Source organism: Phyllobacterium sp. (genome assembly GCF_037994425.1).
In the GTDB taxonomy this organism is placed as follows: Bacteria; Pseudomonadota; Alphaproteobacteria; order Rhizobiales; family Rhizobiaceae; genus Phyllobacterium.
In genome coordinates, this window is sequence record NZ_JBBNAM010000034.1 from 1 (window position 1) to 22,839 (window position 22,839).

The 22,839-nt window shown below is 58.0% G+C and carries 24 protein-coding genes and 2 pseudogenes; 18 read left to right on the plus strand and 8 right to left on the minus strand.

The features are described from left to right. From AAAB35_RS01925 to AAAB35_RS01945, 5 genes are all read left to right on the plus strand, one after another. A partial coding sequence (locus tag AAAB35_RS01925) for an amidohydrolase family protein (protein ID WP_340666556.1) occupies positions 1-290 on the plus strand: 290 nt, incomplete at its 5' end. A 94-nt stretch (positions 291-384) separates the two neighbouring features. Further along, entirely contained in the window at positions 385-1,041 is a 657-nt protein-coding gene (locus AAAB35_RS01930; protein WP_340666557.1) for a phytochelatin synthase family protein, read from the plus strand. Between the two features lie 226 nt (positions 1,042-1,267). Beyond that, positions 1,268-2,314: an alpha/beta hydrolase gene (locus AAAB35_RS01935; RefSeq protein ID WP_340666558.1), complete on the plus strand. Its 1,047-nt coding sequence runs from the start codon at positions 1,268-1,270 to the stop codon at positions 2,312-2,314. A 123-nt stretch (positions 2,315-2,437) separates the two neighbouring features. Further along, on the plus strand, positions 2,438-3,178 hold the full coding sequence (locus tag AAAB35_RS01940) for a response regulator (protein ID WP_340666559.1): 741 nt from the start codon (positions 2,438-2,440) through the stop codon (positions 3,176-3,178). Further along, positions 3,175-4,491, plus strand: coding sequence for a HAMP domain-containing sensor histidine kinase (locus tag AAAB35_RS01945; protein WP_340666560.1), 1,317 nt, complete (start codon positions 3,175-3,177; stop codon positions 4,489-4,491). Before AAAB35_RS01940 ends, AAAB35_RS01945 begins: the two co-directional genes overlap by 4 nt. Here the strand turns inward: AAAB35_RS01945 and AAAB35_RS01950 are convergent. Beyond that, positions 4,478-4,630 (minus strand): hypothetical protein, encoded by a 153-nt coding sequence (locus tag AAAB35_RS01950; protein ID WP_340666561.1) that lies wholly within the window; start codon positions 4,628-4,630, stop codon positions 4,478-4,480. The two genes, AAAB35_RS01945 and AAAB35_RS01950, sit on opposite strands and share 14 nt — an antisense overlap. 43 nt (positions 4,631-4,673) lie before the next feature. Between AAAB35_RS01950 and AAAB35_RS01955 the strand changes: the two are divergent. After that, a pseudogene (locus tag AAAB35_RS01955) lies at positions 4,674-5,960 on the plus strand (cytochrome c biogenesis protein DipZ); the annotation flags it as partial. A gap of 44 nt (positions 5,961-6,004) precedes the next feature. Here AAAB35_RS01955 and AAAB35_RS01960 read toward each other — a convergent pair. Continuing rightward, positions 6,005-6,472 (minus strand): MarR family transcriptional regulator, encoded by a 468-nt coding sequence (locus AAAB35_RS01960; RefSeq protein ID WP_340666562.1) that lies wholly within the window; start codon positions 6,470-6,472, stop codon positions 6,005-6,007. A 323-nt stretch (positions 6,473-6,795) separates the two neighbouring features. Between AAAB35_RS01960 and msrA the strand changes: the two genes are divergently transcribed. The 3 genes from msrA (at position 6,796) to AAAB35_RS01975 (ending at position 8,334) form a co-directional block, all read left to right on the plus strand. Further along, positions 6,796-7,305 (plus strand): peptide-methionine (S)-S-oxide reductase MsrA, encoded by a 510-nt coding sequence (msrA, locus tag AAAB35_RS01965; protein ID WP_340666563.1) that lies wholly within the window; start codon positions 6,796-6,798, stop codon positions 7,303-7,305. Further along, a complete protein-coding gene (locus tag AAAB35_RS01970; RefSeq protein ID WP_340666564.1) occupies positions 7,306-7,776 on the plus strand; it encodes an NUDIX domain-containing protein in 471 nt (156 codons plus the stop codon). It abuts the gene before it with no gap. Between the two features lie 69 nt (positions 7,777-7,845). Next, positions 7,846-8,334: a DUF1772 domain-containing protein gene (locus AAAB35_RS01975; protein ID WP_340666565.1), complete on the plus strand. Its 489-nt coding sequence runs from the start codon at positions 7,846-7,848 to the stop codon at positions 8,332-8,334. 79 nt (positions 8,335-8,413) lie between these two features. Here the strand turns inward: AAAB35_RS01975 and AAAB35_RS01980 are convergent. Together AAAB35_RS01980 and AAAB35_RS01985 are read right to left on the minus strand one after the other, a co-directional pair. Next, positions 8,414-8,642, minus strand: a pseudogene (locus tag AAAB35_RS01980) (four-helix bundle copper-binding protein); the annotation flags it as partial. Positions 8,643-8,692: 50 nt separating this feature from the next. Then, positions 8,693-9,253 (minus strand): type 1 glutamine amidotransferase domain-containing protein, encoded by a 561-nt coding sequence (locus AAAB35_RS01985; RefSeq protein ID WP_340666566.1) that lies wholly within the window; start codon positions 9,251-9,253, stop codon positions 8,693-8,695. A gap of 205 nt (positions 9,254-9,458) precedes the next feature. Here AAAB35_RS01985 and AAAB35_RS01990 point away from each other — a divergent pair, with 205 nt between their 5' ends. Further along, complete coding sequence (locus AAAB35_RS01990) at positions 9,459-9,839, plus strand: hypothetical protein (protein WP_340666567.1); 381 nt, start codon at positions 9,459-9,461, stop codon at positions 9,837-9,839. Positions 9,840-9,855: 16 nt separating this feature from the next. Here AAAB35_RS01990 and AAAB35_RS01995 read toward each other — a convergent pair whose 3' ends face one another. The 3 genes from AAAB35_RS01995 to AAAB35_RS02005 all read right to left on the minus strand — a co-directional run bounded on the left by AAAB35_RS01995 (position 9,856) and on the right by AAAB35_RS02005 (position 13,136). Next, entirely contained in the window at positions 9,856-12,174 is a 2,319-nt protein-coding gene (locus AAAB35_RS01995) for a rhodanese-like domain-containing protein (protein WP_340666568.1), read from the minus strand. A 192-nt stretch (positions 12,175-12,366) separates the two neighbouring features. Beyond that, positions 12,367-12,564: a hypothetical protein gene (locus tag AAAB35_RS02000; RefSeq protein WP_340666569.1), complete on the minus strand. Its 198-nt coding sequence runs from the start codon at positions 12,562-12,564 to the stop codon at positions 12,367-12,369. Then, positions 12,561-13,136, minus strand: coding sequence for an L-2-amino-thiazoline-4-carboxylic acid hydrolase (locus tag AAAB35_RS02005; protein ID WP_340666570.1), 576 nt, complete (start codon positions 13,134-13,136; stop codon positions 12,561-12,563). Before AAAB35_RS02005 ends, AAAB35_RS02000 begins: the two co-directional genes overlap by 4 nt. A 585-nt stretch (positions 13,137-13,721) precedes the next feature. Between AAAB35_RS02005 and AAAB35_RS02010 the strand changes: the two genes are divergently transcribed. Together AAAB35_RS02010 and AAAB35_RS02015 are read left to right on the plus strand one after the other, a co-directional pair. Continuing rightward, positions 13,722-14,342 (plus strand): hypothetical protein, encoded by a 621-nt coding sequence (locus tag AAAB35_RS02010; protein ID WP_340666571.1) that lies wholly within the window; start codon positions 13,722-13,724, stop codon positions 14,340-14,342. A gap of 167 nt (positions 14,343-14,509) precedes the next feature. Continuing rightward, positions 14,510-15,301 carry a DUF1194 domain-containing protein gene (locus AAAB35_RS02015; protein WP_340666572.1) on the plus strand — a complete coding sequence of 264 codons (792 nt, stop codon included), beginning with the start codon at positions 14,510-14,512 and terminating at the stop codon, positions 15,299-15,301. Between the two features lie 36 nt (positions 15,302-15,337). Here the strand turns inward: AAAB35_RS02015 and AAAB35_RS02020 are convergent, their stop codons facing one another. Then, a complete protein-coding gene (locus AAAB35_RS02020; protein WP_340666573.1) occupies positions 15,338-15,745 on the minus strand; it encodes a hypothetical protein in 408 nt (135 codons plus the stop codon). A 793-nt stretch (positions 15,746-16,538) separates the two neighbouring features. Between AAAB35_RS02020 and AAAB35_RS02025 the strand changes: the two genes are divergently transcribed. From AAAB35_RS02025 to AAAB35_RS02050, 6 genes are all read left to right on the plus strand, one after another. After that, positions 16,539-16,859: a PepSY domain-containing protein gene (locus AAAB35_RS02025; RefSeq protein WP_340666574.1), complete on the plus strand. Its 321-nt coding sequence runs from the start codon at positions 16,539-16,541 to the stop codon at positions 16,857-16,859. Between the two features lie 22 nt (positions 16,860-16,881). Continuing rightward, positions 16,882-17,478 carry a general stress protein gene (locus AAAB35_RS02030; protein ID WP_340666575.1) on the plus strand — a complete coding sequence of 199 codons (597 nt, stop codon included), beginning with the start codon at positions 16,882-16,884 and terminating at the stop codon, positions 17,476-17,478. Positions 17,479-17,609: 131 nt separating this feature from the next. Beyond that, a complete protein-coding gene (locus AAAB35_RS02035; RefSeq protein ID WP_340666576.1) occupies positions 17,610-17,918 on the plus strand; it encodes a hypothetical protein in 309 nt (102 codons plus the stop codon). Positions 17,919-17,962: 44 nt separating this feature from the next. Continuing rightward, positions 17,963-18,343 carry a nuclear transport factor 2 family protein gene (locus tag AAAB35_RS02040; RefSeq protein ID WP_340666577.1) on the plus strand — a complete coding sequence of 127 codons (381 nt, stop codon included), beginning with the start codon at positions 17,963-17,965 and terminating at the stop codon, positions 18,341-18,343. An 873-nt stretch (positions 18,344-19,216) separates the two neighbouring features. Then, entirely contained in the window at positions 19,217-20,725 is a 1,509-nt protein-coding gene (locus AAAB35_RS02045; RefSeq protein ID WP_340666578.1) for an ATPase domain-containing protein, read from the plus strand. Next, a complete protein-coding gene (locus AAAB35_RS02050) occupies positions 20,712-22,763 on the plus strand; it encodes an ATP-binding protein (RefSeq protein WP_340666579.1) in 2,052 nt (683 codons plus the stop codon). Before AAAB35_RS02045 ends, AAAB35_RS02050 begins: the two co-directional genes overlap by 14 nt. The last annotated feature ends 76 nt before the right edge of the window (positions 22,764-22,839 follow it).

The following is a 22,839-nucleotide window of genomic DNA, read 5'->3' on the forward strand; positions in this document are numbered from 1 at the left end:
CGCAGATGACGAGCCGCAGTGCAATGCGTCAATGCTTTGCCGCGGTGACGAGCGAGCCGGCGAAGATCCTCAATCTGGAGGGCTATGGTCTTGATGTCGGATGCAAGGGCGACATGGTGCTTTTGCAGGCGCGCGACACGATCGAGGCAATTCGTCTGAAAGCAACGCGTCTTGCAGTCATAAAGGGCGGAAAAGTCATAGCAAGGACACCCGCTCGAAAGAGCGATCTCCTGCTTGCCGGCCGTCCAGCGCAGATTGATCCGGCAAGTTATGCCCCGAAGCTCAACTAGCTCGCCAGGACAATTGCGGCGGTGCGCGTTGAGCCTTTATAGTCGAAACCCGTCCGATCAAGTAGAATAAAGCCGTCCTTGAGGGTCGCAGAAAATGAGACGGGTTCTGGTAGCCGCCGCGGCACTGTTGGTTTTCCTTTCGATGGGGACCGCCGTCCTTGTGACCGGCCAGACCGGGGTCCCGGCCGAAGCGATAGCCAACGCCGTCACCCGATCACCTGATCTCTTGGCACGTGCCTGGCAGCTTCCCGTGGCCAGGACATTCAAAACTGAAGTAATCTTTCAATCCAACCCGTCAACATGTGGTCCGGCCAGCGTTGCCAACGTATTTCGTTCTGTAGGTGAAAAAGGAATGACCGAGGCTGCGGTCCTTGAGGGAACCGGCAGATGCTGGACCGGATTTTGCATCATGGGACTGACACTCGATGAACTGGCCGGTGTGGCAAGGCAGCATACGGATAGGAACGTCACGGTCATACGCGGCATATCGGCCGAGGAATTCTTCGACCACATGCGCCATTCCAATGATCCGGATCGGCGTTACATCATCAACTTCACGCGAAATACCATCTTTGGCGACGGAGCCGGCCATTTCTCTCCGATTGCCGGTTACCTCGCAGAGGCAGACATGGTTTTCGTCCTCGATGTCAATGAGGACTATCGACCCTGGCTTGTGGAACGCGAACGACTGTTTTCGGCCATGGACACATTCGATGGCGATAAGAAGCGGGGATTGCTACTCATTCAGTAGCAACGACGCGCCATGATCGGCCCGATCGCCCGCAAGGCCCGCCAGCAAGTTCAAGGTCGCCGGCAAAGTGGATCGGTTTGGAGATGAGCCGGAGCCGGTTTGTAACAAAGCGTATCCGGCGCACCGATATTTACAATTGCATTCAAATTTCGGTCTATCCGACATAGAGCATATACGTTCGCAGTCCATGTCTGCGATGTTATCGGGTTCAATCAGAGAGTTCAGGATGTCGGAAGAAATCAATCATCGTCGCCGCAATTTTCTTGGCATTGCTGCGGTCACTATGGCGGCTGCCGAACTTTCGGTGATGGGCAGGGCGAGAGCCCAGACGCAAGAGGCTCCGGCCCTTCCAGCGATCAAGCCCGGAACGCATACGTCCTTCGGTCCCCTGGCGCAGATCGATGCGGGCGTTCTCAACACCGGATACGCGCAGGCCGGGCCCACAGACGGTCCCGTGGTCATTCTTCTGCACGGCTGGCCATATGATATCTATAGCTTTATCGATGTCGCCCCGCTGCTTGCTTCGGCAGGCTACCGTGTGATCGTGCCTTATCTTCGCGGCTACGGCACGACCCGGTTTCGTTCGAGCGGGACCATCCGCAACGGCCAGCAAGCGGCGATTGCCGTGGACATTGTTGCCCTCATGGACGCACTGCGGATTCAAACTGCGATTGTTGCAGGCTACGATTGGGGCGCGCGGACCGCGAATATCATGGCGGCGCTGTGGCCGGAACGGTGCAGGGCGATGGTTTCCGTCAGCGGCTACCTGATCGGCAGTCAGGAGGCCAACAGCAAGCCGCTGCCGCCAAAGGCAGAGCTTGCCTGGTGGTATCAGTTCTATTTTGCCACCGAGCGCGGACGGCAAGGCTACGAACACAATCGGCATGACTTTGCAAAGCTGATCTGGCAGCTGGCTTCGCCAAAGTGGAACTTTGATGACGCCACCTTCGAGCGATCCGCCGACGCTTTCAACAACCCGGACCACGTTGCGATCGTCATTCACAATTACCGTTGGCGGCTGAGCCTTGCCGAGGGTGAGTCGCAGTATGATGACCTGGAAAGGAAGCTCGCCGCAGGGCCGGTGATCGGTGTGCCGACGATCACGCTTGAAGGGGATGCCAATGGTGCGCCGCATCCCGAGCCATCGTCCTATCGCCAGAAGTTCTCCGGTAAGTATCTGCATCGCACGATCACTGGCGGTATTGGCCATAATCTGCCGCAGGAAGCGCCACAGGCCTTCGCCCAGGCCGTCATTGACGCGGGCGCCTTTTGAGCCTCGACGCGGCACAGGCGTCGCGCGGGAGCAAAGGGAAGGAAGTTTGTACGATAATCATTATTGTGATATGTAATGCAGATAAGCGTGCGTAATGCCGGCAGCAACGGAGCGTGAAGTCGGATGGATCACATTGACCATGTTTTGATCGTCGACGACGACCGCGAAATCCGCGAGCTCGTCGCGGCCTATCTGAAAAAGAATGGCTTGCGCGTCAGTGTTGCCGCAGACGGCCGGCACATGCGCGCATTCCTCGAATCCGACACGGTCGATCTCATTGTTCTCGATGTCATGATGCCTGGTGATGACGGCCTCGTCCTGTGCCGCGAGCTGCGCGCCGGCAAGCACAAGGCGACACCAATCCTCATGTTGACGGCTCGAAACGACGAGACCGATCGCATTGTCGGGCTCGAGATGGGCGCCGATGACTATCTGGCAAAGCCGTTCGCTGCACGCGAACTTTTGGCGCGGATCAAGGCCGTGCTGCGCCGAACGCGCATGCTTCCGCCAAATCTCCAGATCACTGAAGCCGGCCAGCGCCTGCGTTTTGGCGCATGGGAACTCGACACGGTCGGCCGGTATCTCGTTGATCAGAACGGTACCGCCGTGGCCCTCAGCGGAGCGGAATATCGCCTGCTTCGCGTCTTTGTCGACCACCCGCAACGGGTCCTCAATCGTGATCAGCTGCTCAACCTTACCCAGGGGCGCGACGCCGAATTGTTCGATCGTTCCATCGACCTTCTCGTCAGCCGGCTCAGACAGCGTCTGTGTGACGACGCGCGTGAACCTGGCTATATCAAGACCGTGCGCAGCGAAGGCTACGTCTTCGCGATGCCTGTCGAGATCGCCGAGCTACGCCAATGAAAGTTGGCGGGAGGCGCCGTGACTGGCGGTGGCCCCGCACCCTCGGAGCGCGGCTGTTCCTGATCCTCCTTGCCGGCCTGACCCTTGCCCATGGGCTCTCCTTTGGCGCCTTGTTCCTCGAACGCTACATGGCAACCAGGAGTGTCATGCTAAATACGCTGGAAAATGACGTCGCGACCTCGATTGCCATTCTTGATCGCCTGCCGGCCCACGAACGGGCGGACTGGCTCGACCGCCTCGATCGGGGGACATATCGGTTCGAACTCGGGCCAGGCTTGCCCGGCGTGCCGGACATGAGCAGGCGAGGCGCCGAGATCGCCCAAAAAATCGAGGAGGCAGGTGGCCAGCGCTTTCCAATCCATGTCCAATCCATACCGGGTGATGGCAAGCGCCTTCAGGCCCACCTGACATTGACCGACGGCACGCCACTGACCATCGATGTGCGACCTGCAGGGATGCCGCTGGCAGATTGGTTGCCCTATGTTCTCCTCACCCAGCTGGTCCTGCTCGTTCTGTCAACCTGGTTCGCGGTGCGTCTTGCCATACGTCCGCTGGTTGATCTTGCCCATGCGGCCGACGCGCTCGACCCGAAGAGGAAGGCGCCCCGGCTCAGCGAGACGGGCCCAAGCGAAGTTGCCTATGCAGCGACGGCCTTCAATGCAATGCAGGATCGGATCGCGCACTATCTTGAAGAACGGGTGCAGATCCTTGCTGCGATCTCCCACGATCTGCAAACACCGATTACCCGGATGAAGCTTCGCGCCGAGTTTGGCGAGGACTCGGTGGAAAAGGACAAGCTGATCCAGGATCTGACCGAGATCGAGCGCCTCGTTCACGAAGGCGTGGCCTATGCCCGTAGCGCCCATGGGGATGCTGAGAAATCCTCAAAAATAGACATCACCGCCTTCATGGAAAGCCTCGTTTATGACTATCAGGACACCGGCAAGGCCGTCACGATAAAGGGCAAGGTCAGTACTGTCGTTGAAACGCGTCCCCATGCATTGCGGCGCATCTTTACCAACCTCATCGACAATGCGCTCAAATTTGGCGGCAGTGCCGAAGTCATGTTTGAAAGCGATGCAAGGGGCATGGTGACCGTTAAGATCATGGATCGCGGTCCCGGCATTCCGGAAGATCAGTTGGAGGCCGTGCTTCAGCCGTTCTTCCGACTAGAGCAGTCGCGCAATCGCGGAACCGGCGGAACCGGGCTTGGACTTGCCATCGCCCACCAGCTTGCGCTTGCCATTGGCGCTTCCCTTCAATTGCGTAATCGTAATGGCGGCGGACTTTCGGCCGAAATTACCATTCGCTGACGCCGCTTGCCGCGCTTGTTCGTATCGCAATGTAGCGTGCTGTCTTTGTCGTACAATCCGTTACACTTTGGGCAATATCCGACACATCCAGGATACGTCGCCAATAGCTGATGCGGGCCATGGCTGCGCTTGCGGTCATGGCACCCCCTCGGGTGCCTCACATTGCTGCGAAGGAGATGATGATGACGCTTCTGTTTATTGCCTACCTTGCGGGCGCCTTAACAATCCTCAGCCCCTGCATCCTGCCTGTGCTTCCTTTTGTCTTTGCCCGCGCAGGGCAACCCTTCGTCAAGAGCACACTGCCAATGCTTGCCGGCATGGCAATGACCTTTGCTCTTGTGGCCTCGCTCGCTGCCGTTGGCGGGAACTGGGCGGTCAATGCCAATGAATATGGTCGCTACGCTGCGCTTTTCCTGCTTGCTTTCTTCGGTGTGACGCTGCTTTCGCCGCGGCTTGCGACAATCGCCACCAGACCGGTCGTTGCCTTTGCCAATCAGGTGCTGCGCGCGAACGGCGGCTCCCGGTCCGTTCCAACGGCCTTGCGCGCGCTCGTACTCGGCTTTGCCACAGGCCTGCTCTGGGCGCCCTGCGCCGGACCGATCCTCGGCCTCGTGCTCACAGGTGCCTCGCTAAAGGGTGCGAATGTTGAGACCAGCTTGCTTCTCCTTGCCTATTCGACGGGTGCCGCGACCTCGCTTGCGCTCGCCATCCTTGTCGGCGGTAAGGTCTTCTCGGCCATGAAGGGCTCGCTCGCAGCCAGCGAATTTCTGCGCCGTGGCCTTGGCATGGCCGTCCTTGCCGGTGTTGCGGCAATCGGGCTCGGTGCCGATACCGGTTTTCTTGCACGGCTATCGGGGCCGGCGACAGCCGGGGCCGAGCAGGCGCTTCTTGACGCCCTCAAGCCGCGCCTTACCGCGCAGGCGGCTACAACCAATGATAGGGTACTGGTGGCTGGCGCTGTTCCGACATTTCGCAGCAATCTGCCCGTTGAAGGGCAGTTTCCCTCGCTTGATGGTGCCGTCGAGTGGCTGAACTCGGCGCCGCTGACGGCTGATCAGCTGCGCGGCAAGGTTGTGCTGGTCGATTTCTGGACCTATTCCTGTATCAATTGCATCCATACGGTCCCCCATGTCCGGGCCTGGTCGGAGAAGTACAAGGATCAGGGTCTGGTGGTCATTGGCGTCCATGCCCCGGAATATGCCTTTGAGAAGAAGATCGACAACGTCAAGAAGGCAATCAACGAGTTTGGCATCGGCTATCCCGTGGCGGTCGATAACAACTACAAAATCTGGCAGGCGTTTCAGAACAGCTACTGGCCGGCCCATTATTTCATCGATGCCAAGGGCCAGATCCGGTACCATCATTTCGGCGAGGGTGACTATGAGACGTCCGAAAAGGTAATTGAGGACCTTATTGCCGAAGCAAGGAGCGAACAGGCAGCCAATCATCCGGTCATTCCGGATGCCAGGTCCGCGTCCGGTCCAGCCGCAACACGGCAGGCGGGCTGATTATGTCAGAGTTCGCCCCGACTTGCCTTCACCAGGTTATCGCGCAGCGTCGCAATGGCCTTCTGCAGGATTGGAAATTCCTCGGGCGTCAGGCCCGAGGCTTTCATCGTCACCTCGCCAAAGCCAAACCCTTTCTCGCGAAGCCGGCGTCCCGCCGCGGTCAGCGTGACCCGAACGTTGCGCTCGTCCTCCTTATCCCTGGCGCGGGCGAGATAGCCCATCGCTTCCAGTCGTTTCAGCATCGGAGTCATCGTGCTTGGTTCCAGAAACAGCTTCTCGCTCAGGCTTTTGACCGTTTGCCGATCCTCCTCCCAGAGCGCGATGATCGTTATGTATTGCGGATAGGTGAGACCAAGTTCGTCAAGCACGGGCCGATAGACCCGCGAATAGGCAAGGTTGGCGGAATAGACGGAGAAACACATGAAATCCGCCAGTTTGGCTGATTGGCTACGGCGCTGTGCCTTTCCAGTCATCGGAAGCCTCCTGAATAATTATCATGCAAATGATTATCTTACTTGTATATGACGATGGGGATGCCTACAACTATGATGAGAAAGATTATGACGATAAATAAAGAGAGAACGCTCGCCATGCATTTCGTTATAAAGTGCCTCATCGTCGCGGGAGTGCTAGTATCTCCTTGCGTTTATGATGCAACCTCGCGCGAACCTTCGCCGGCAGCTGGAATCATCGCACTCGGTGGCCCCCTCCTGGAGAAGCGCGGCGCGTATCGTGAAATTCAGGGCACGGCAACCAATGACAGTTGGGGCCAAGCCAAGCAATCGGAGGAAAATTCATGAGCCAAGAACGTGCAATCCTTGCTGGCGGATGCTTCTGGGGCATGCAGGACCTGTTTCGTCGCTATGACGGGGTGATTTCGACCCGCGTCGGCTATAGCGGCGGCGATGTGCCGAACGCGACCTACCGTAATCACGGAACCCATGCGGAAGCCATCGAGATCGTTTTTGATCCGGCGCGCATCAGCTACCGGCAGATTCTTGAATTCTTCTTCCAGATCCACGATCCGAGCACGCGCAACCGCCAGGGCAACGACGTCGGTCTGAGCTATCGCTCGGCGATTTTCTATACCAATGAAGAGCAAAAGCGCGTTGCCCTCGATACGATCGCGGACGTTGATGCTTCGGGGCTTTGGCCGGGCAAGGTCGTGACCGAAGTCGCGCCGGCCGGAGATTTCTGCGAAGCCGAACCGGAGCACCAGGATTATCTTGAGCGCATCCCCAACGGATACACCTGCCACTTCATACGGCCAGGCTGGAAGCTACCGGTACGAGCGTATTCCGCCTAAATGGCGCTGCGCAGCGCTGGTCTGTTGATCTATCGCCATGGCGGGGCGATCCCGGAAGTCCTGCTCGTTCACCCTGGCGGGCCGTACTGGGCCCGCAAGGATGAGGGTGCCTGGTCGATACCCAAAGGCCTCATCGACGATCGCGAGGATGAACTTGCGGCGGCGCGGCGCGAGGCAAGGGAAGAGCTTGGCGTCGAGATCCATGGAGCATTTGACCCACTCGGAGAATTCAAGCAGCCAAGCGGCAAGATCGTCATAGCCTGGTCAGTCGAAGCCGATCCGGAGCTGCGTGTCGAAGCCCTGGTCAGCAACACGTTCGAACTGGAATGGCCGCCACGATCCGGACTGATGCAAGCATTTCCGGAGGTGGATCGGGCAGGCTGGTTCACTTTGCCGTTAGCGATGCGCAAGATTCTCAAGGGCCAGCGCGCCATTTTGTCGGAATTCGCAAGGCGCCAGGGTGTGGACTGACTCACCAGGGAACCCGTTCAGGCCCTTATCGTTAGCATCATGAACCGGTCACTTGTGGTGGAGGTCAGGATGCTTATTGCAGTCCAGATTGGAAACCTTCTTCTTTGCGCGATTGTCGTTTCGACGACGCTTGCGCATGCACTCGAGTACCCGGGGAAGATGCGGCTTGACAAGACCAGCTACCTTGCGACGCAGACCGTTTATTATCCGGGGTTCACGATGGCGGGGATTGCCGAACCGATGGCGATCCTGGGTTTTGCCCTGCAGACATTTCTCGTTGACGATCATAAAGGCGTGTTCTGGCTGTCGCTCGCTGCCTTGTGTTGTCTAGCGATCGTTCACGCCATCTTCTGGATGGTGACCCAGCCGGTAAATAATTTCTGGCTGAAGACCGAGCAATTAGAGGGATTGGGCAAACCATTTCTTGGCCCAAGCAAGGCGGTGGAAGAGCGGAACTGGCGGTCTTTGCGCGACCGATGGGAAGCCTCACATATCGTCCGCGCTGTCTTTGCGATGCTTGCCTTTGTTTGCGCAACGATCGCCGCGTGCGCATTTTGATACCCTGCCGCGCCAGCATTATGCGGCCATGCGACTGCAGGTTTCGGCAAAAGGTCCGACAGACGGTAGCACAGCCGCTCATCTCGCCAATGCGCTTCCACGCCTTTGCGCATTCAAGGCAGATCTCGGGGCATTCACGGCAAAGATGCGTGTGGTACTGCGATCCGATCAGCATGAGTTTGACATGGAGCGGTTGCGAATGCCCCGCCCATGTCGAGACAATGGTTCATCGCCATACCGGTGCTCATACGGTAACAGGTAAGACTGTTATCAATGTTCGCCTCCATATCGGGGCCGAACTCGGTCATGGCAGGAGTTCTCCTGCAACGGAACTTTCGTCGGGACGGCCGGCATCGCGTCAGGCCGCGCGACGTTTGTGTGCGCCTTCTTCGATCTCCTCGACGATCTTGGCGACGAAGGCGGAAAGGTCATCGGGACTTCGTGACGTGATGATGCCATCATCGGTAACCACAGCCTCATCCTTCCAGTTGGCGCCGGCATTTTTGACATCGGTCTTGATGGACCAGTACGAGGTCGCGTCCCGGCCGCGCAGTGCGTCGGCTTCAACAAGGAGCCAAGGCGCATGGCAGATGGCCGCGACCGTCTTTCCACTTTCAAGGAAGTCGCGCACAACGCGCATGGCATCTTCATCAACGCGCAGAAGATCGGGATTGATCTGTCCGCCCGGCAGCACAATGGCGTCAAAATCATTGGCGGACACATCGCAGGCCAGCAAATCCACGTCCACCGTATCGCCCCAATCCTTCTTGTCCCAACTCTTGATAGTGCCCGCTTTGAGTGAGGCAATCTTGACGTCGGCCCCGCGCTCTCGCAGCGCATCATACGGAACGCGAAGTTCCAAGCGCTCATAGCCATGGGTGGCCAGGATAAGAATGCGCGAAGCATCGATGGAAGGCATATTCGTTCCTTTCCGTTTTTTTCCATTTTGAGTTGGCAGCGCCCCTTGCGAGGACCGTCGCACGCCTTGGAGCGTAAACTTTTCGAGGCGGAGAAATGTTCCCAAACGCGTAAGACGCGTCGACGGTTCGGGGCCTTGATTTGAAGGCGAGACCCCGCGTACTTGATGCATCTGGCCAACGCATGCATTGTTATGAAGCAGGTGCTTGGCCGCTCCACAGTCTCCCGCCAACACGCCGCTCACCATCAATGTGGAGAGCGGAACCACGGTTGCAGGATCAGGAATCGAAATTGCCGTATCAGGCGACAGCACCTCCACCAACGATGGTGCCCTCAGGGGAAGCACGAATTCGGTGCGGTTTTTGAACGGCGTCGCCGGCTTTACCAAGACGCTGGACAACAACGGGTCGAACGATAGCGGCATCGTTGGCAGCGGCGACGGCACCATTATCACCAACCAGAATGGCGTCATCAATTCCGGGGGGATGGCAGAAAATCTATTTCAAGGGCGTTTGTCCCTCGTGCAAGTCGTGGTCAGCGGGACACCGCGCAAGCTGCGGCTGCGCCCGTTCAAGAACCAATCCTGAATCTGGCTCGACCTGGTCATTTCGCCAGCGTGGTTTCGGTCGGGTAATTTGCATCCTGCCACGCCGAAATGCCATCGGCGAAATAGGAGACCTTTTGATATCCCCATGCCAGGGCCTTGGCCGACGCGAAGGCCGCGTCCACACAGTTTCTGGCCTGGCAAGCAAAGATGATGGCGTCATTTTCTCCGACCATCCCCGAAAGCGTGGCATTTGAAAGGACGCTTCCCGCCGGCAGGTTGATCGATCCGGGGATGTGCGAATGATTGAACATTCTGGCAGTGCGCACATCAATCAGTTTGGCGCCTTCGTCAATCAGCCGCTTGGCCGCGGCTGCGGCTATTTTGGGCGCGCCTTTGACGGTGAAAGCGCCATTTGCCCTGCTGACGGCGCCGGCATAGGTATCATAGGCAATGTCTGTTCCTGCTCCTTCCGGCACGCCGGCCTTGCGCAATCCTTCCAGCAGCCTGTCGCGATAGGCCGGATCATAGTCGAACATATCAACATACCACTGCCAGGAAATGGCCTGCACCGTGAGCGGCCCGCGGCCAACAGGTACGGCGATTCCGTTATACTTGGCCATGTTGAGCTGAATGCCGCTCAAGCGGCCAAGGTGACCGAGCCCGGATATCAGCGTGGCATAGTCGTCGGCGACATCCCATTGCAATGCAATCAGGTATTTCAAGGCATCGACCGCATCCTCATATTTCTCCTGATGGAACAACGAGATCGCCAGGGCCCTCAGATATTCCGGCGGGTATTTGGGATCAAGCCGCATGGCGAGGCGGATTTCCCCCTCCGCCTCCGGAGCGTGGCCCGCCGCATTGAGATACCGAGCCTTGCGGATGTGGCTTTCCGGATCATTGGGATCGAGCGTAAGCGCCCGGTTGATGGCAATAATAGCCTGGTCATAGCCGCCATATGCGGCAAGCACTTCCGATGAAATCGCATAGGCAAGGGCATTTTGGTAAAGCATAGCCATGGGCAGACTCTGATCGACGCTGCGCATGGCCTGTCGAAAGGCAAGATTGCCAGAGGTCCAGCAGCCGACCGCTATCTGCCAATTTGCGTCGGCGAGCGCAGCATGAGCACGACTATAATAGGGATCAAGACTAAGGGCCCTGTTAAAAAAGGTGATCGACTTCAAAAGCTCGACGTCGGTGTTGACACGCAAATGGCCCCAGCCCTCAAGCAGGGCGTCATAGGCTTCCGGAGTGGTTTCCGCCAGTTCCGCTTCGCCAGCGTAGGTTGGGGTCAAATCGACCTGCAGGGCAGAGGCAACTTCGCCAATGAGCTTGCTCTGAAGCGCAAAAATCTGCGCCATCCTCCCGTCGTAATGCTTGTCCCATACGCTCTCATTGCGTATTGCATCTGTCAGTTGCGCCTCAATGCGGACAAAGTCGCCATCACGCCGCAAATTGCCCTCAAGGACATAGCGCACGCCCATGACCTCCGCGATGTCCTGCACCTTTGTTGGCCGGCCCTTGTAGGTAAACACAGAATGGCGCGCCACCACGAAAAGGCCGGGGAGTTTCGAAAGTCCCCTGATCAAATCGTCTGTTATCCCGTCAGCGAAATAGGAGGGTGAGGGGCTGGGGCTGACATCGTTGAGCGGCAGGACTGCAATCGAAGGCTTGTCAGGAAGCGGATACTTCATGCGAGCCATCATTGCTGTTTCGGCGATCGGTTGGCGTGGCCATAACCAGAATGCCGAACCGGCTGATGAGGCGGCAAGCAACAAGACAAGCGCTGCAACAGCACCAAAGCGATGCACGCGTCTTGCTTTGGTTGCTTTGTCCCCGTCGGTTCCCTCAAGCCTGACGCGATAGGTGCGGACCGGACGGGCGATGTTTTTCATGTGGCGCTCGCCCACGAACTCTAAGGGAAGTTCGAGCCGCCCTGGCAGCTGGTCATAGGCCGTACCGGAAACGAAAAGTCCCCCCGGCTCGCACAGCTGCTCGAGCCTTGCAGCCACGTTGACACCATCACCGAGGATATCATCGCCGTCGACGACGACGTCTCCAAGATTGACGCCCATGCGGAAGACGATACGCTTTTCTGCGGCTACGTCAGTCTGATGAGCCGCGACACCCCTTTGCAAGGCGACGGCACAAGCGACGGCGTCGACGACGGAGCCGAACTCCATGATGGCGCCGTCGCCCATAAGTTTGACGATGCGTCCATGATATTCGACCAGCAATGGGTCAGTGACTTTTGATCGCAACTGTCTGATTGCTGTGAGCGTACCGGCTTCGTCCGCTTCAACAAGTCTGGAATAGCCCACAATGTCGACGGCGAGAATTGCAACGAGTCGCCGCTCGGCATGATCCACTCCCATGGTACCCTCTCCAACAAGGGGGAACCTTGTTACCAGGCCCTTTGGTTGACGGAAAACACAGGGGGTTTTGCGTCTTATCAATCCTACGCCCGTTTCGCTTGCCGCGCGAGTGGAGGAGCCGGCATTCGTGGGGCAGCCAAGCGCCGTTGTGAGCAGCGGAGCAACAAATGGGATCGCACTTGCAAACAGCAGTCATCTCGAGCAGGCGCGCAAAGGCGCCTCGGCGCGGTCGATGGAACCTGGTCGATCTGGGTCGTCCGAGATTAGCTCGATACCATGTTCGATGATGCGGGCGTAGACCCGCGCTTGTTGCTGGCCGAACACCTGTTTCGCATTTCGCAATATGTCCCTGATATCGCCTTCTGTGGGTTCGGCAAGCTCATGCTTCATTTACTCGACGATTCGAGCATTACCTCATCGAGCATGTCACTGGCGCTTGTCTTCGAGAAACGTCCTGCGTTGGACGATGCGGCGTCCGTGCTTGCTTGTCGATAGGAATACCGGAAGGTACAGCATTCAGAGCCATCCATGATCGTATGCTCGCGCACAAGTTCAATGTTGGGATCATAGCCTTGACAGAAGGTGCCATCACGATTGCACGACATCAGATGACCGATGTGGCCAAGGCCCATCGCCTTGTAGGTTTCGGCATATTTGCAGCGGGTGACGTTGAAATTGAACACGGCATCGCCGGCTTCAAGGATATCGATTTCGAGGGCACCGTCATGTGTCCAAAGTTCATAAAGCTTGATGAAACTTGCCATGGTGGTAGGCCCATCCTTGGCGGCAAAAGCTTGGCCCTCGGCGATTGCTGCTTTGCGGATCGCGCCATCGAGAATTGCGTGGGCCCTTTCCCTTCCTAACGCTGCGACCATCTCAGCGTGGATCGGCCCGATGACTGCAGCCTGGATACGGCGTTTCAACAAGACCGGAACATTGAGCGGTGTGTCGACATCATCCATGACATTCCTCCGAAAAACTTTATGAGCCGTTGGCTCCCTTGGGACGTCAGGGGCCCTTCTTCTTCTCATCCTGAACAAGCGCCATGGCCGCTATAAAGGATGGTTGGCGCGAGCATAGCGTTGAAAGGAGGAAGGGGAAACGCCGGGGAACCCGGTCACGCCGTTCTCCTCGCAAAAAACCGGCCGCCGGGTATCAAGGCCGTGGCAGTGATACCGTACGACCATGCGAGTGATGCAAGAGTGACGACGCCAAGATCACGCCGGCGGGGCCGTGTGAGGAAAAGTCTGTCTCACCCAGAATTGTTGCCCCCTCGCTGATGAGACCCATCCTGCCGTTCGCTTATCCGGTTGCCTGCTGAAGTCGCGCCAGGGTCGATCATGTATTCGAAGCCGCGCGGCAAGTCGTACAATGGCGAGGGATACCAACGAGGCCAAGGCTAAAGCACTCCGCCAAGTACTGACCACCATGGTTTTCAGCAGACAATTGCAACGAACATCGAGCTCCGGTCGAATGCGGATTAGCAAGCCTTTTGCAACAGCCTTTTCGCCGGATGCGATGAGGCCAGGCGGGTTTGATGGTGGCAAATGTGGCTGCCGGGCGCCTTCATCATTCGGCGTTCATGCATTCATCCGCTCAGCCTCTGGTTTGCCCCCGCCCTCGTCAGATGGCGTTGCCAAAAAATCCGAGAACATGTGCAACAAACGCTTTTGCGCCGTTGTGCGTTTCGGGACGACCCTGTTCATGGCGCTCGTACGAAAGGGCTGGCGACCAAGCTGGAAGTTGAAGTACCAATTTCCATGCTGAGGGCCGCCGTAAATGCGATAGATGCGACCAATCACGATGCCAGACGCGATCGCGACAAGCTCATCTGGCTTGTGGCGATCATTGCGGTGGATCGCCATCCAGCTAATCTCCATATTCGCAAGACGGTCTACTGGACGTTTTCATGGCAGCTTTCAATGGTTTCCATTGCAACTCTTGCTCGGGCTAAATGTTCCTGCCGGGAGCTGTATTATCGAGCGCTTTGCGGAGTTTATCAGCGAAAGCCTGCGCCCGATAGGAAGGCGCAGATTTCAACGTGTCGAACGCCTCTCGAAACGCAAGTGTCACACAGCGCCAGATCGTGGATCCTGGTCGGTTGCCGATGCGAAAAGCCTTTGATTGCCGGCCTCGCAATGGCGCATATTCATATCGCCTTTGACTAGGCGCAATGGCACACTATGAGTGGCCGATCGCAGGTACCGCAAAGACGCGCGGGCCTCCTTACGGTATTTTGGCATCAGCTCACGTCGCGAGGCAAAGCGCTTTTACCGGCTGGCGCCGGGCCGGATCTGAGGTGCAGACGCCAACGCCGCGATTTGGGGAGAAGAGATTGAAACTCAACTGGGCGGTTATTGTCTGTTTTGGTGTTCTTTCTGCAGTCCCGTCCTCCCAGCTTCCGGCCGCCGTCGACCTTAAGCTCGTCATTGCCGTTGATGTCTCCTATTCGATGGATATCGAGGAGCAGCGCGTTCAACGGGAGGGCTATGTAGCAGCGTTTCGAAGCCCCGAAATCGTCAGAGCCCTTTCGAGCGGCCCGCTCGGCAAGGTGGCAGTGACCTATGTCGAGTGGGGTGGCTTCGCCATTCAGGTTGTGCCATGGATGATCATTGACGGTCAGGTAACCGCGGCTCGATTTGCCGAGGAACTGCGCCGGCAGCCACCAAGACGCATATCATTCACCTCGATTTCCAATGCGCTGGCTTTCGCACGCGAGCTGATTGACAGCAGTCGTGTGCGATCGAGCCGCCGTGTCGTCGACGTTTCAGGCGATGGCCCCAACAATGCGGGGGCCCCCGTTCCGGTTGCGCGAAATGCCGCGATAGCCGATGCGATTACCGTCGATGGTCTGCCGATCATGTTGAATGCGGCTACCGATCCCGATGCTCTTCCGGATCTTGATGACTACTACGCGGCTTGCGTCATCGGCGGAGAGGGGGCTTTCTTGCTGAAAGTAACCGATGTCAGCCACTTTGAAGATGCAATACGCAACAAGCTCGTTGTCGAGATCACCGGTGTCAGACTGAGCGACTATAAGGGGCCACCAGCCGAAACCGTTCAGTATCTGAAACCCTACAATTGCCTCATTGGGGAGGAAGCGCAGGAGCGTGGGATCGGAAAGTAGACCCTGGCCCCTGGTCGATCATCAATCCCCAAAGCATCACGGATTGGTTCTGCGGGCAAAATGTTCATAAGTGATTTGCCAGGGATCGCTGTTGGAAGAACGTTCCTCGCCGATCCAATGGAAGCTGTCGGCAGTTATCTCAGTGAAACGCCATCGAGCTTTCAGGCCACGGGAGTCATCGCCGATCTGGACGATGTCCTTACCCTCGGCCCGTCCGACCTGGCGCGCGTAATCTTGGTTGATCGGGTCACTCCAGATGATATGCCAGCCACTGATGCCTGGATCGAAGATCCGTAAAGTCGTACCATACATGGTGGACGGCGCAGGGCGCTTGGGCCTGATCCAGATATCCTGAATAGCCCGACCTTCCAGCACCCAGCCGAAATGGATTTCTCCAGTCGATCCCTGGGTTCTGCCGTCGCCGAGATGGCGGATGGTGTCCATTTCCCAGCTTCCGATTAGCCACCCATAAAGGTCCATATCTTTCGTCCGGTCGGCTGGCGGAGCTTCTGACCCGAGAGCATCGAATAACGCAGATATCGTCACAGTCAAACGGGCCTTTCATTCTTCGGCGGCCAAGAAGATTTCAGTTTAACATAGTCTTCCTGACAGCCGCCCGTCAGGAGACGCTCAGGATTGCTTGCCGTCGCTTCAGGTTCAAAATCCCATCCCGGCATGATCGTTGCGCCGATCCTCGAGCTCGGTACGGCGCTGTTCGATCGGAACAAACGTCTGTTATGAGGTCGCAAATTGGTCCTGCGTACCAATCAGCTTTTGCAAGTATGCGGCTACATTCGTGTAACTGAATCTCCAGCTAAGCCGCAAAATGAAGGCCATGGCTACTCCACGCGTTAGAGGCAACCGTGTCGCTGCACTTTTTCAGCCGAAAATAGTCCCGCAACGTCAGGGAGGATTTTCACTTTCGGGATCTTTTCCGTTGCACGTCTTTGTAGGCCGGGTGAGCGCGCCAACGCACTGGGACCCGGGAAAATTAATACGCCTCAATATGAGCGTGTTGCGAGCGAACCGGCGATCCAACAGATCCCGCAAAAGGCCATTCCCGTCGCAAATTTGGAATGTCTCCCGCCATCTGACACACAGGCTGTGCAGCGGGATTTGCCAAAAAGTTCCGCCCTGTCAAAAAAATAAACTCGCGCCTTACGGCGAAGAGAGGCGGAACTTCATGCCAGCCCATGGGTTAGCCTTGCGTGATCAGCGATCATAAAAAGGAGATACCATGAACCGTTTCGCACTTGCGCTTGGCGCACTTTCTATCCTTTCGGCAGCCCATGCCCAGGAAGCGACAAAGCCTGCTACTGACGCACAAACCCCAGCCGTTGCAACGCCCGACACCAAGAATCCCGCCGCCCCCGTGCCGGGCGAAAACAGCTTCACCGAAGCTCAGGCCAAGGAACGGATCGAGGGTGAGGGGTACTTGAATGTGAGCGCACTGACCAAGGGTGAAGATGGAATCTGGACCGGTACGGCCATGAAGGACGGCAAGTCAGTCGAAGTGAAGCTCGACTTTCAGGGCAACATTACTCAATCAGCCAAATAATCTGACCATTTGGGAGAAACCGATGACCACCATAACCGGACTTTATGACAACTACGACGACGCGCGTTCGGCTGTAAATGCCCTGGAAGATGCAGGCATACCCTCAGCAAGGATCAGTATTGTGCGTCGCGGCGGCAACGATGACGATTCCTATGCCGGCGAAGGTGCCGCAACAGGTGCAGGTTTGGGCGCTGTGGTGGGCGGCACTGGCGGCCTGCTCGCAGGTCTTGGCATGTTGGCCATTCCTGGCGTCGGTCCGGTTGTGGCGGCTGGCTGGCTCGCTGCCACGGCGGCCGGCGCTGCGGCCGGCGCCGTTGCCGGTGGCGCGGCTGGCGGCATTATCGGCTCGATGACGAGCGCTGGTGTGAGCGAAGACGACGCGCATGTCTATGCTGAGGGCGTGCGCAGAGGCGGTACGCTCGTATCCGTTCAAGCCGAAGAGAGCCAGGCGGACCTCGTAAGATCGATCCTCGACGACAACGTCCCGGTCGATGTCAACGCGCGCCGTGCGATGTATCGCGAAGAGGGCTGGCAGGGATTTGACGAGCACAGCCCTGATCTTAGCGAAGAGGAACTTGCGCGCGAGCGTGAACGTCTTCGCGACTATCGTCCGCTTTAGCGTGAAGAAGGGACGCTTCTTCGGTTTTTCCGCTCTAGAGAGCGTCCTTGCCAATATGCGAAACCGCCGGACATCCTGGAACCATCCAGGGCTTCGGCGGTTCCATTTTTGAAAAATGGAAAGGTGCCGTCATGAAAAACAATCCGACGCAAACGCCGGTCCAGGAGACCGCCAACGAGGCACGACAGGGTCCGCCGGGGCGTCCTGTCCTCAATATTCTGGTCATTGGCCTGCTGCTTGCCATTGTTGCCTGGGGCGCCGCGGAGCTCTACGGGCAAAGCACCGATGATGCAACGCGGGAAAACAACCAAAGCACGGTCGCACCGCCACAGACGCCAGAAAATGCCCCTGTGGTCAATGCACCTCAAGACAGCAATCCGGCCCCTCAGACAGGATCCGGTGGCCCGTCGCAAACCAACAATCCGAACGGGACGCAGTAGCCGGCGTCGTTGCCTGGCGGATGGAGCCAATGGAGGGTCGCGCGATGACGAAGGACATCATCGACATCGCCCGGGCGAGCTATCAAGCCTATGTCGCCAAGGATCGTGCGGCAATCGAGGGCCTTTTCGCCGAGGATTTTCACTTCACCAGCCCGCTCGACAACCGCATCGACCGGGCGACTTACTTTCAACGTTGCTGGCCCAACAGCGAAAGTCTCGTTGCCTTTGAATTCATTCATCTTGTGCCTCACCGCGACAAGGTCCTTGTCACCTATGAGGGACACGGCACCGACGGTCACCGGTTTCGCAACACTGAGATATTGACCGTGCGCGATGGCAAGATAACCGAGGCCGAAGTCTATTTCGGCTGGTCCATTCCGCACGCGGCACGACGGGGCGGGTTTGTTGACACGAAGGATGCGTGAAGTGCGGTGATCAACGCCTTTTGGGAGAACCTTCAGCAGAAATCCGATTGGACGGTAAGGGCTCGGTCCGAGGAGAAAGGAATGGACGAGCCGAGCCCCTTTGTTGCAGATCGCTAGACGCAACACCGTTAGCGTGCGCCCGCAGGCAGCCCCCCGTCAATTCACGATAATGTAAAGGTGAGGTCCGGCATGTCGCTCAAGGTGACACACCGGACCTCACATCGAGACGTGTTGGCCTCTCGACGCCGCCACATTGCTGCACCGCAACAGAGCTGTCAATGGTCAAGGTTGCGGAAACATACGAGGTTGTAATATCGATTTTGCCTGTGTCGCACAAATGCCGGACGTCAGGTAAAGAGCGTCAAAAAAAGGAGGAGGGAAACGGATACAAGGGGGAACCTTATCGTTTCTTGCTCCTCCTAAAGCTGATCGCCGGCTTTGGGGGGCAATGTGGCGACCAGGATATTAATCATAGGCCCTTCTGAGTGATGCAAGAGTGACATGGTCATGGCACGGAGGAAAGGCAATCGACGCCGCGTATTCACACCGACGAGCTGATGCAGGTCGCGTTCGATTGCACGCGTACCCGTCGTTCATGGTGTCAAGGCCTTGGGAAAAGGCAGCCTGACCGATCGCTTCACGCCACATGGCGCCGATTTCTTCGATAAATGAGCTGAAGCGTCGGCGCCTTGCTCTGAGGCACGGACAATTTTCCGATCCTTGAAGGGAACGATAGCGGAGATGGGACGTTATTGGCCTTCAGACAGCGCCGGGGGGGCATGAAACTCACTATTCCGCCCTTCATCCAATGGCCCAGCTGTTTTGCGGGGCCTGGATCAGTACTGTTTGGACGGCGAGGGAACGGAGCAAGGCATGGTTGTACCCGGGAGTTTGAAGAAAGCGCGCACCGGCGTTCCGGGACTTGATGATATCCTGGCCGGTGGCCTCAGCGAGGGAAGGGTTTTCCTTCTCGAGGGTAATCCCGGCACTGGCAAGACAACCATAGCGCTGCGCTTCCTGCTCGAAGGGGCAGCGGTCGGCGAAAAAGGGCTTTATGTCACTTTATCGGAAACCGAAGACGAACTTCGCGAGGGCGCCAGCTCGCACGGGCTCAACATTGACGCGAATATCGACATCTACGAATTGGTTCCGCCCGAGAGTCTTCTCGACGCCGAGCAGCAGCAAAGTCTGCTCTATTCTTCCGACCTTGAGCTCGGCGAGACCACCAAGGCCATTTTCGAAACGTTCGAGCGCGTCAGACCAAAGCGCGTTGTCCTCGACAGTCTTTCGGAAATACGCCTGCTCGCGCAAGGATCGCTGCGCTACCGCCGCCAGATCCTGGCGCTCAAGCACTATTTTGCCAAACAGGGCGCGACCGTTCTCCTCCTCGATGACCTGACGTCGGACGCCCTCGACAAGACCGTGCACAGCGTTGTCCACGGCGTCATCAAGCTTGAGGAACTGGCGCCGAACTATGGTTCCGAGCGCCGTCGCCTGCGTGTCGTCAAGTACCGGGGACAGGCGTTCCGTGGCGGTTTCCACGATTTTGTCATCAAGACCGGCGGGGTCGTCGCCTTTCCGCGTCTGGTTGCTCTTGAGCATCGAAAGACTTTCCGGCGTGACCGGCTCACGAGCGGTATCGGGGAATTCGACGACCTCCTCGGCGGTGGCCTTGAACGCGGGTCGAGCTGTCTGGTGCTTGGCCCGGCGGGAACGGGCAAGACGACGTTTGCGTTGCAGTTTGTCGCCTCCGCCATCGCGCGCGGCGAAACGGCCGCCATCTTCGTATTCGACGAGGAACTCAGCCTCCTGTTCGATCGGACAAGGGTTATCGGCATCGATCTTGAGAAAATGCGCGATGACGGCAAGCTTCATATAGAACAGCTGGACGCGGCCGAACTTTCACCCGGCGAGTTCGCACATCGCGTGCGCGATTGCGTCGACAGAGCCAATGCCCGGACCGTGGTCATTGACAGCCTCAACGGCTACCAGGCATCCATGCCCGAGGAGAACGCTCTCGTCCTGCATATGCACGAGCTTTTGCAATATCTGAACCGCCAGGGCGCCACCACTGTTCTGACCGTGGCGCAACATGGTCTGGTCGGGGATATGAAAGCGCCGGTCGACGTGACCTACCTCGCCGATACGGTCGTGCTTTTGCGCTACTTTGAAGCGCGCGGCAAGGTGCGCCGTGCTGTGTCGGTGATCAAGAAACGGACTGGAAATCACGAGGACACCATTCGCGAATTCCGCATCACGAAGCAGGGCCTCTCCCTTGGCCAGCCTCTCGATGAATTCCAGGGTGTCTTGCGCGGGGTTCCCACATTCGTCGGCAAGGCGGAACCGCTGCTTGGGTTGGGCGTCGTGGATGACACCCATTAGCGAACAGGGCAAGACCAGGGCGCTGATCTACGCGCCCATCGGCCGCGATGCGCCGGTCGCGGCCTCCATTCTCAAGGAAGCCGCCATCGGTTCTGTCGTATGCCCCGGCCTTGAGGTGCTGGCCTCCTGGCTGGATGAGAGCACGACATTTGCGGTCGTGACCGAAGAAGCCATAAGCAACGCCGACCTGACGCCGCTTGCCTTGTGGATCGAGAAGCAGCCGAGCTGGTCGGATCTGCCATTCATTGTGCTGACGCATCGGGGCGGTGGACCCGAACGAAACCCCGCGGCGGCACGATTGTCGGAAATCCTGCGCAATGTGACCTTTCTCGAGCGACCCTTTCATGCGACCACCTTCGTCAGCGTCGCCAAGACGGCGCTCAAAGCCCGGGGACGCCAATACGAGGCCTTGGGCGGGCTTGAGGCGCTGCGCGAGGGCGAGGAGCGCCTTCAGACCGCACTTCTTGCCGGAAACCTTGGCACCTGGGAGCTCGACTTTCAAACCAACAGACTTGTGACGTCCGACGTGTTCAGGGCCATCTTCGGCCGCGCCGGCGATCAGGGTCTTACCTATGACGACCTCGTCGCCAGCATTCATCCCGAGGACAGGCAAAAAGTCCTCATGGCCGTTGCCACCACCCACGCAACTGGTCGCGATCTTCAGCTCGAGTATCGAACGGTATGGCCGGACGGCAGCACCCATTGGGCCGATGCACGGGCGCGGATTGTGTCGGATCGGCTTGGCAATCCGTCGCGGCTGGTGGGCGTGTGTTCTGACATTACCGGCAGAAAGGTTGCGGAAGCCGAACTCGTGCGCCTCAATGAGACCCTTGAAGAGCGTGTCATAAAGCGGACAAGGGAACTTGAGCAGGCGCACAAGACGCTGCTTGATGAGATCAGGCAGAGGGAAGTGGCCGAGGAACAGCTGCGCCAGGCGCAGAAGATGGAAGCCATCGGACAATTGACCGGCGGCGTGGCACATGACTTCAACAATCTCTTGATGGCGGTGCTTGGCAATCTCGATCTGTTACGCAAATCGGTTTCGACAAACCCGAAAGCCGTGCGCCTGGTTGAAGGCGCGCTCCAAGGGGCGCAACGCGGCGCAGCCCTGACACAGCGCCTGCTCGCATTTGCCCGCCGTCAGGACCTTAGGCTCGAACCGACTGATCTTGTTGCACTCGTTGGAGGCCTGAATGACCTATTGGCCAAATCGGTCGGCAACAGCGTTCATATCACCTACGAAGTCCCCAGGGCGCTTCCCGCGGTTTTGGCCGACGCCAACCAGATCGAGCTCGCGCTTCTCAATCTTGTCGTCAACTCACGCGACGCCATGGCCGATGGCGGCGAGATTGTCGTCAGCCTTAGACAGGCCAACATCACGGCGGGTGCCGATGATCTGGGCGCCGGGGACTACGTCGTGCTTGCTGTCAGCGACACCGGCCTTGGAATGTCTGCAGAGACGCTCAAACGGGCCATTGATCCCTTCTTTTCGACCAAGGAGCTTGGCAAGGGAACGGGATTGGGCCTGTCGATGATCCACGGGCTTGCCTTGCAGCTCAAGGGTGCGCTGCGCATGACGAGCCGGCCTGGCAAGGGAACGACTGCTGAACTCTGGCTACCGGTGACCGGCGCTTTCAAGGCAACAGAGACGGTCAGTGAAGAGGCCCGTACCGCAAGCTCAGGGACAAGGGCGCGCATTCTGGTCGTCGACGACGACGCCCTGATCGCCATGAGCACGGTCGACATGCTGGAAGACCTTGGCCACGAGGTCTACGAGGCGAACTCCGGAGCCGATGCACTCAAGTTCCTTGAAAGCGGCAAGGAGATTGACCTTTTGATCACCGACTATTCCATGCCGCACATGACCGGCGCCGAGCTTGCCGAAAGCGCACTGTCGATGCACCCGCAACTGCCGATCCTCGTTGCCACCGGCTATGCCGATCTACCGGCCGGATCGGGAATTGACCTGCCAAGGCTGGGCAAGCCCTATACGCAAGCCGAACTTGCCTCGCAAATCGCCAAGGCGCTCGTCAAGTGACGGTCAAAAAAAGGCGATCGGGAACAAGTTTTCGGCCGTCCGCGTTATGCCGCTCGGGAGGGAAGCCACAAAGGTT

Bases quoted from the DNA above. Each gene is read 5' to 3' on its own strand.
- AAAB35_RS01930 (WP_340666557.1), top strand. From the start codon at position 385: ATGAGACGGGTTCTGGTAGCCGCCGCGGCACTGTTGGTTTTCCTTTCG.
- AAAB35_RS01935 (WP_340666558.1), top strand. From the start codon at position 1,268: ATGTCGGAAGAAATCAATCATCGTCGCCGCAATTTTCTTGGCATTGCT.
- AAAB35_RS01940 (WP_340666559.1), top strand. From the start codon at position 2,438: ATGGATCACATTGACCATGTTTTGATCGTCGACGACGACCGCGAAATC.
- AAAB35_RS01945 (WP_340666560.1), top strand. From the start codon at position 3,175: ATGAAAGTTGGCGGGAGGCGCCGTGACTGGCGGTGGCCCCGCACCCTC.
- AAAB35_RS01950 (WP_340666561.1), bottom strand. From the start codon at position 4,630: ATGACCGCAAGCGCAGCCATGGCCCGCATCAGCTATTGGCGACGTATC.
- AAAB35_RS01960 (WP_340666562.1), bottom strand. From the start codon at position 6,472: ATGACTGGAAAGGCACAGCGCCGTAGCCAATCAGCCAAACTGGCGGAT.
- msrA (WP_340666563.1), top strand. From the start codon at position 6,796: ATGAGCCAAGAACGTGCAATCCTTGCTGGCGGATGCTTCTGGGGCATG.
- AAAB35_RS01970 (WP_340666564.1), top strand. From the start codon at position 7,306: ATGGCGCTGCGCAGCGCTGGTCTGTTGATCTATCGCCATGGCGGGGCG.
- AAAB35_RS01975 (WP_340666565.1), top strand. From the start codon at position 7,846: ATGCTTATTGCAGTCCAGATTGGAAACCTTCTTCTTTGCGCGATTGTC.
- AAAB35_RS01985 (WP_340666566.1), bottom strand. From the start codon at position 9,253: ATGCCTTCCATCGATGCTTCGCGCATTCTTATCCTGGCCACCCATGGC.
- AAAB35_RS01995 (WP_340666568.1), bottom strand. From the start codon at position 12,174: ATGGGAGTGGATCATGCCGAGCGGCGACTCGTTGCAATTCTCGCCGTC.
- AAAB35_RS02000 (WP_340666569.1), bottom strand. From the start codon at position 12,564: ATGAAGCATGAGCTTGCCGAACCCACAGAAGGCGATATCAGGGACATA.
- AAAB35_RS02005 (WP_340666570.1), bottom strand. From the start codon at position 13,136: ATGGATGATGTCGACACACCGCTCAATGTTCCGGTCTTGTTGAAACGC.
- AAAB35_RS02010 (WP_340666571.1), top strand. From the start codon at position 13,722: ATGTGGCTGCCGGGCGCCTTCATCATTCGGCGTTCATGCATTCATCCG.
- AAAB35_RS02020 (WP_340666573.1), bottom strand. From the start codon at position 15,745: ATGGACACCATCCGCCATCTCGGCGACGGCAGAACCCAGGGATCGACT.
- AAAB35_RS02025 (WP_340666574.1), top strand. From the start codon at position 16,539: ATGAACCGTTTCGCACTTGCGCTTGGCGCACTTTCTATCCTTTCGGCA.
- AAAB35_RS02030 (WP_340666575.1), top strand. From the start codon at position 16,882: ATGACCACCATAACCGGACTTTATGACAACTACGACGACGCGCGTTCG.
- AAAB35_RS02035 (WP_340666576.1), top strand. From the start codon at position 17,610: ATGAAAAACAATCCGACGCAAACGCCGGTCCAGGAGACCGCCAACGAG.
- AAAB35_RS02040 (WP_340666577.1), top strand. From the start codon at position 17,963: ATGACGAAGGACATCATCGACATCGCCCGGGCGAGCTATCAAGCCTAT.
- AAAB35_RS02045 (WP_340666578.1), top strand. From the start codon at position 19,217: ATGGTTGTACCCGGGAGTTTGAAGAAAGCGCGCACCGGCGTTCCGGGA.
- AAAB35_RS02050 (WP_340666579.1), top strand. From the start codon at position 20,712: ATGACACCCATTAGCGAACAGGGCAAGACCAGGGCGCTGATCTACGCG.